Source organism: Oceanihabitans sediminis (assembly GCF_003337215.1).
Lineage (GTDB): Bacteria > Bacteroidota > Bacteroidia > Flavobacteriales > Flavobacteriaceae > Oceanihabitans > Oceanihabitans sediminis.
The window spans coordinates 1-7,648 of the sequence record NZ_QPIG01000008.1 but is presented as its reverse complement, the minus strand read 5'-3'; the positions used below and the strand labels follow the sequence as shown (position 1 = coordinate 7,648).

8 protein-coding genes are annotated in these 7,648 nt (G+C 30.7%); all 8 read right to left on the bottom strand.

Features of this window, described 5'->3' with window-relative positions; genetic code table 11:
- Positions 1-137: 137 nt before the first annotated feature.
- The 8 genes from DU428_RS13200 to DU428_RS13165 all read right to left on the bottom strand — a co-directional run bounded on the left by DU428_RS13200 (position 138) and on the right by DU428_RS13165 (position 7,500).
- On the bottom strand, positions 138-1,163 hold the full coding sequence (locus tag DU428_RS13200; RefSeq protein WP_123796535.1) for a hypothetical protein: 1,026 nt from the start codon (positions 1,161-1,163) through the stop codon (positions 138-140).
- Positions 1,164-1,369: 206 nt separating this feature from the next.
- Positions 1,370-2,905, bottom strand: coding sequence for a hypothetical protein (locus DU428_RS13195; protein WP_113966836.1), 1,536 nt, complete (start codon positions 2,903-2,905; stop codon positions 1,370-1,372).
- A gap of 148 nt (positions 2,906-3,053) precedes the next feature.
- Positions 3,054-3,521, bottom strand: coding sequence for a hypothetical protein (locus DU428_RS13190; RefSeq protein ID WP_123796534.1), 468 nt, complete (start codon positions 3,519-3,521; stop codon positions 3,054-3,056).
- A 145-nt stretch (positions 3,522-3,666) separates the two neighbouring features.
- A complete protein-coding gene (locus tag DU428_RS13185) occupies positions 3,667-4,170 on the bottom strand; it encodes a hypothetical protein (RefSeq protein WP_123796533.1) in 504 nt (167 codons plus the stop codon).
- A 192-nt stretch (positions 4,171-4,362) separates the two neighbouring features.
- Entirely contained in the window at positions 4,363-4,887 is a 525-nt protein-coding gene (locus tag DU428_RS13180; protein ID WP_113966833.1) for a hypothetical protein, read from the bottom strand.
- Between the two features lie 151 nt (positions 4,888-5,038).
- Positions 5,039-5,908 (bottom strand): tetratricopeptide repeat protein, encoded by an 870-nt coding sequence (locus tag DU428_RS13175; protein WP_113966832.1) that lies wholly within the window; start codon positions 5,906-5,908, stop codon positions 5,039-5,041.
- 122 nt (positions 5,909-6,030) lie between these two features.
- Positions 6,031-6,759, bottom strand: a complete 729-nt coding sequence (locus DU428_RS13170) for a DUF2071 domain-containing protein (protein WP_113966831.1) — start codon at positions 6,757-6,759, stop codon at positions 6,031-6,033.
- Between the two features lie 156 nt (positions 6,760-6,915).
- Positions 6,916-7,500: a carboxypeptidase-like regulatory domain-containing protein gene (locus tag DU428_RS13165; RefSeq protein WP_113966830.1), complete on the bottom strand. Its 585-nt coding sequence runs from the start codon at positions 7,498-7,500 to the stop codon at positions 6,916-6,918.
- Positions 7,501-7,648 lie beyond the last annotated feature (148 nt).

Here is a 7,648-nt window from a genome sequence, read left to right as displayed (position 1 = left end):
ATGCAATAAGCTATTAAAACAAGCTTTTGCTATTGCTAAATCTGGACTAATATATGAGGATAGCTACAGAAGTTCCTTGGTGAAAAATTAATGCTTTTTTACTTGTTTTTTACCACAGTACTTTGTTAGGCAACGTATTATTCGGCGTAATTTATTTTCCGCTTTACAATATACAAAGGTTTTCCATTTTTAAAGTGAGTTTTTAAAACCCAATTATTATTTTGGTCAAACTCATATTTTGAAATCCAAATTTCCTTATTTCCTGTTTGTCCATCTGTTCTCGAATATTCAATTTGATTTCCGAATTCATTCCATTTTTGGATTAATATTGAATAACGTTTTGCGCCAATTGGCTCAATTTTATACTCAATTAAATTATCATTTTCGTCATAGAAATTCTCAATTAGAGTAAAATTATTGTCGTCCACATAATCTTCTTTTATGAGCTTAATTCTACTATGGTTGTCATATTCGTAAATTGACTTTTCTTGCAATGTGTCCCAGCGTCCATAGGTTTCGGTCAGTTCTGTTTTCAATAAGTTATCTTCATAACTTCTACTGATTAATTTGGATGGAATACTATCTTTTATAAAAGCGTTTTCCTCAATTAAATTTCCCAAACTATCATATTTATAATTAAAGGTCATTTGAACGGTATCATTGACTATATCTCGCCTTGTAATAAGTCGATTATTTTCATCTCTTTCAGCAATAGATATTCTTTTGAAATCTCCTGAAGAATAAGTAAACTTCTTTATGCTATCATTTTTATCATAAACGCTTTCTTGAATACTTTGAGAACCTTTGCCATAATTATCTGTCTCAATAATTTTTAAGATTTGATGTTTTGAGTTATAAAAATATTCAGTTTGGTTTGAAATTTTACCATTTGAATAGAATTCGGTTCTCTTGATTAAGTTTCCGATGTCATTAAATTCTAATAATTCGTCTCTGTCGATAGCAGAATAGGAATTAATCTTTTCGCCAATCTCAAAACTATTTTCAGTTATTTTGTATTCAAAAATTTCTGTCCGTACTGACGTTATTTTTCCTTTTAATCCACGAATTTGTAGGTCATTTTCAAATTCCGTTTTATTCATTTGGGGATTAGCACAACTTGCAATGATTGAGAAAATTATTAATGGAAACAGGATGTTTTTCATATGTTGCCCAACGGTTTTGTATATGGCTCGTAGCGTGCAAATTAGCGATAACTTTTTGGTTGAGCACGAGCCGAATTTTTTAATTTTCTTATTATCTTTTTTCTCAATAAGCCAAATTAAAAAATTTGGCGGACTTGCAAATATGCCTTAACTTCGATTAAGCAACTAATTAGCTTTGAGCTATATACGGTGTTGTACCCAGTTTTTTATTCGCTGTAAATTGTTAGTTCGACATCTCTTTTGCTATATTCTAAAACAATAATTTTGTTATTTTTTTTCCATTTTTGTTCAGTACTATTTTTGTCCGTTTGCAAGTCGTTAGGTTCTCCTAATTTGCCTTTGAGGTAATCTGAAATCCAATCAAATTTTTGTTTGTAAAGTGTTTCTTCCATTTTGCTATTGTTCATTGAAGCAACAACATCTTTAATACTTTGATTTTTGTTTCTGTTTTTTCCCCATTCAAATTTCACTAACTCTATTTTCTTTTCGTCTTTTGAATAGTAATATATTGTTAATAGCCTTAATTCTTTACTCTCAATTTTTCTATAAATTCTTGGCGTATTAACATCTCGACCATCAAGTCGATAAGTTGAAATTTTATGTTTTTGGGTAATATCCGTTGCATTTATCTCTTGCTCAACTTTGTCTATTTGGTTTAAAGTCAATGAGCTAAAATTTGAATAATAATTATCAAAAGTATTTTCAACCCATTCATTCATTTCATTTTCGCCAAATACTGGTTCTTTATAAATATTGTTGAATTGGGTGACTTTAAAATCATTTTTGTTAATTTCTATAATTCCGTAAACAGAATCCTTGTCTGTTCGGAATTGAACAGATTGAAAGTTGTTATTTTGAATTGGGTTTCTTGTATCGTAATTCCATTGAAAAGGTCTGATTATATATTTAAATTCGTAAAATGGAACTAACGTTTTGTTTTCTATTGTTCCAATTTTGGTTGAAATACTGTCTTTGTACAAATGGTAGAGTTTCTCGTTTGAAATGAATGATGTTGCTATTGAGAAAGTTGGGTTGAAATAGTCATTATCTTTGTATTCAAATATTACTTCCGCTCCATTTGTAGAATAATTCCCTTCTCTTCGATAACTATTTTCAAGGTCAGCAACAGCTTTTTTATAATCGTAGGGCTCCTTACTTTCATCCAACTCTGTTGGGTCTTTAATTTTCAAAACGGATATACCTGTTGTTAGATAATAATGGTTATTTAACTTATTGATTACTGGCGATGTTGCGCCAATTTCATATTGTTTACCCGTTTGTTTGTCTTTGAACCAAGTTACGCCACCCCATTCTCCAAAATCGAGAGAATAAACAGAATAGTCTTTATCATCGTAATATAAATCAATTCCTTTTTTTGTTTCTATCCAAGTGTTATTTGTTTGGTCAAGATAAAAAGAGTTGTGGTCATAATATTCCGTTGTAAATATTGTATCGTTCTTGATGTACAAATCGTAATAAAAGGTTTGAAGTTTTTTTGGAACATCAATTTGAGATTTTATTTTACCGTCTTTATCGAGAATGTAAAATTGATGATTAGAACCTGAACTAAATTTGTCATTGTCAGTTTTAAAGTAACAATAAAAATTATCGTTGTATTTCAGCCAAGGTCCTGGACTTCCAGGAATATTAATTTCAACATTTTTGATATTCACATTCAGTTCTTGAGGTTGGCAAGAAGCTGTTATAAATGTCAAAATTATTATGTGAATTACGGTTTTCATAAATTGGGTACAACGTGTTTGTGTAAGGAACGTTGCGGTTTTGTGTGCGAGGATTTTCCGAAGGAAAATCAGAAGCAAGCAAAAGCGCAGTGACCAAACGGTTGAACTAAAATAAGCAATGTTTTTTACACGGTGTTGGGCGTAGTATTTATTTCATTATTATTTTTACTTTTTTCGGTTCAAGTTTTTTATCCGCTAAATATTTGTCAATGCTATCATTGTTTTCCAACCTTAAATTGCTTTGTGAAATTTTAAAATCAGATATTGAGTCGTTTATTATTTCACATTCCGCATAAACATAATGTTTCCCAAATCCACCTTGAATATATGCAATTCTCCATAGTCTGTTTTTTCTTGATAATAATCGAAGTTGTCTTGTCGGAATCGAATCGTTAATTATGACGTCAGTTTTATTAAATTCCTCATTAGGGTTTGCAATTTCAAAGTCATTTTTCAGTACTTTTTTTAAAGTCAGAGTGAGTAATTCAGGAATAGAATCTTTAGTATTAAATTCAGTCCAATTTTTATCCAATTCAGTTGCGGTTTTTTTGGGTTCAGATTTTTTGTCCGAACAACTGATTAGTAGAATTATTATTGGAATCAGGATTTTTCTCATATTACGCCCAACGTGTTCGTGTATGGTTTGTTGCGGGATCGTCCGTAGGATGATTCCGATGGAAATCATATTTCACTAAAAGTAAGAATTTTTCTTTTGTTTAACCATCAGTACGCATGAACTATACACGTTGTTAGCTACTGGTTTAATCAATTTTTTTCAGAAAATACCTCTTTGTTTTTACTTTAGTTCCAGGAAATAAAAAATTATTGTTTTCAGAATATTTTTTAATACGTTTTATTAATTCCTCTGATGCAATTCTATAAACTAATAATTTATTTTTTCTAATCAACAATTTTTGGTGGTATTCCATTCCATTATCATTTTTTAATGCGAAATCATGGTAATCGTCAAATAGAATTAAATCTATTGATTTAATCGAATCATTAGGTATATTAACAATATCTTCTTCCTTTGGAGGATCGAATTTTAAATAAACTATATTTTCCTTGATTTGGTAATATCCTGTAAAATTTCTGTCTGGCAGATCTCCAGAAATAATATATTCGAATTTGTTTTCAGTTTTGAAATTAATTGTGGTAATGAACATTCCAGCATCAGCAAAGATAGATTGATAAGTTCCTTTTATGTTTTTAGAAGCACAAGAACTTAGAAGCAAAAAGACTATTATTGATTGTATTCTTTTCAAATTTAAAATTTCATTGATTAGTATTCTGCTAAACTTGTAGCTAACGGTTTTGTGTATGGCTCGTTGCGGAAAATCAGCTATGATTTTCCGCCGTAACCGAAAGATAGCAAATTGCAATGAATTCCGATTAGGAATTCAGCCGCAATGAGCTATACACGTTGTTACCACACGTTTTTTTATTCCGTTATTGTTTTAATTCAGTTTTTTGTTTTCTAAAATGTCAAATCCAAAAAGTCCATTCCGAGTTTCCAATTCAACGGTTTTATATTGATTCATTTTTTCAAAGTATTGGTGTTTAAATATCAACTCTTTTTTAATTCCTTTATAATTTATTGTAAAAACAGGTTGCTCTTCTCCGATTCTGTATTTGGTTCCACCACGTATAAAAGTCCGTTCAACAATTTTATAGGATTCGTTTTTGCTTTTTTGGTCAGCAAAGTGATAATTCATAAACATAAAAACAGAACAAGCTATAAATCCAAATCCGATGAAATAGTTTATCAACGCATAGAGTTTTATTGTTTTGTAGTGAAAGTATGTGTTTTTAAAATTCCGAAAATCAATTCCGTATGCTATGATTCCGAATACAATGATTATTAACGCTGGAATTAACCAATTAATGATTGTATTCCGAAAAATCTGTATTTGAAAGTACATTGAAAATATTCCAATAAAGAAAATTGTCGGATAGAATATTTGTCTTAGTTTTTTCGTCATTTTTGGCAAATGTGTGGTAACGGTTTCGTATAACCGTCAGTTACGGGATTAAAGATAATGTTTTTCGGTTTAGCACTGACGTTAGCAATTCCGAGTGGATTCGGACGTAGTCGAATCCGCCGTAATTGCGGTTATACATTGTTGTGCGTAGTTATTTTTTATTCCAGTTCTGTTCAAATTGGTCTATATATTGCAAGTATCTTTTGTCTTTAGTTGAGTGCTTTCTTGTCAATTCAGCCCATTCATCAAATTTCTTTTTGTTCTTGAGTTTGAAATAAGCTTGAGCCATATTAACTGACATTTCACTTTTTTCAAAGTCGTTGTCTGACATTTTAATTCCTTTTCGATATGTTCTTTCAGCCTCTTCCACTTTATTTAAGCCTAAATATGAATATCCCAATTCTCTGAAAAAGTAATAGTTTTTAGGGTTGCTCTCGATTGCTTTTTCCAAAATTGGTATGGCTTTTTCGAATTGTCCCAAATGATTGTAAGCATATGCTAACTCAAATTCAAGTCCATCAAAATGAGGTTGTATTTCGTAGGCTTTTAGTAGTGGTTTTAGAGCTTGTTCACAAGCACCAACATGATTGTAATGATAACCTTCCTGTTTTAGATAATCCACTTGGTCAGAGCCTTCTTTGTAAATCGATAACCATTCAGGTTCTTTAGGTAAATTCAGCGCAGAAATTTGATTGTCGGTCAAAACAGAAACCAAACTTGTATTTGGTTCCAGTCGATATTTCATAAATCCAACTGTTGAATCTCGTTTTATATTTATTAGCTTTTGCTCTTTTATTTGAAATTTAGTTTCGTAATTAAAGGTGAAACCTGCTTGATTATCCAAATAAATGAATCCATAAGCGTAAGTTGGATCCGTATCTTTTTTTGGAAATGCAACCCATTTGTCGACTGCGTCAAAATATTTGGTGTCAAATTTTAATTCAGTCAAATCACTTTGTGAAAATCCAATATTTGAAATCAATATCAGAGCTAAAATTGTTATCCTCATAGTTTTTTTCATAATTATGCACAACGTTGTTGTATAAGAATAGTTGCGGGTTTGTATGCGAGGAATTTCCGAAGTAAATTCAGACGTTACAAACACGCAACGACCTTTGATTAAGCACTAAACCGCAATTATTTTTATACGGTGTTAGGTGCAGTTTTAATTTTTTTTAGTCCAATCCATTCGTGTTCAATGTCTTTCATTAATAAGGCATTATCAAATTTGACAGAACCTTTCGGGAAAATACTTTCATTCTCAAAAAAGCTTGATTTTACATTCTCAACTTCCAAAAGTGATACTTTCCAGTTATATGCTTTTAATTCAAGTCCGTCAAAGTCATTTTTGTCAGGCGAATATCCAATAGAACCATTTTCAAAGAATTCAGAAACACATTCTAAATTTTCAAATACACTTTCGGTATTCCAAGAGTTTGTTTCTTTAGCTTTTATTGATAATGAAGTTTTGTCATCGCTGATAAAACCGACTTCGTAGTTTCCATCCTTTTCATTTACTTTAAAATTTGCTAAATGATGTATTCCAGGAAATATAGTTCCGCCAGCTAAAGAATTTAATTTAGAAGAAGTATCTCTTCTTGGAATATAAACTCCTTCTTTTAACTTTCCGTTTTCAGTCCACTCAACTGCAATTCTATGAGCTCCATTTTCAGATGAAATTCCGATTTGTTTCGGCAAACCTTTCGGTCTGATTTCTTTTAACCTTATCAAACAGATTCCCGCAATTCCTTTTCCGTTTACCAATTTTGGTTTAAAAGGCTTTGGCAAATAATTTTCCAAGACTTCTTTATCAATTTGGTAATTGATTAAAATTCGTCTGTCTATTATTCCTTTTATTTTCGGTATTTTCATTTGAGTGAGCAAATTGCACCTAACGTTTACGTATAACCGCAGTTACGGGATTAAATTTAATGTTTTTCGTATAAGAACCGACGGTATCAATTACGCGTGGATTCGGACGCAGTCGAATCCGCCGTAATTGCGGTTATACATTGTTGTAGCACGTTTTTATATTTGTATTGTTACGTTATATTTATTTTTTTCAGAACATTCGGTTGTGCTGAAACTTTTTGATTTTCTTTTACCATTAACACAATCTATAATTTCTGAAATTTCGTTGTCAGTTAGTTCTGTTTTTGAGTCAATTTGATAAATCCGTAATTCTTGTCCTAATCCGAGTTTAATTTTAAATTCAGTTGTTGAGTTTTCTTTAATTCTAAAGTCAGTTTTGAATTGGTCATATCCCACGTAATTTATTTCAATCGAATATTCTCCAGTTGGTAATTCCGTTTTAAAATTCCCTTCAAAATCGGCTTGTATTTGTTTGCTTAAAGTTTTGTTTTTGGAAATGATTTTAATATAAACTCCTGAAATCGGATTATTAAGTTTGTCAAAAATCTGACCTTTTAATTCAGTTCTTTTTGAGTTCTTTTTTTCGGAAACCTTAAACTCGTTTTTGTCATTTTCGTTTTGAAATGAAAAAGTATATTGAAATCCGTATTCTTTGGTTTTGTCAATATTATTCAGTTCCCAATTTTGTGAAAACGAGTTAAATGAAATTGTAAAAAAGAATAGAATTAATATATGTTTCATCGTTTTTCTCAAATGTGCTACAACGTTGTTGTATATGGTTTGTTGCGTGTTTTAAGCACCTAATTTAGCAAATACAAACCGAATAGAAAATCCGCGAGGATTTTCGTAAGTAGGCTAGAACTAGCAATAAATTATATACGGTGTTGTA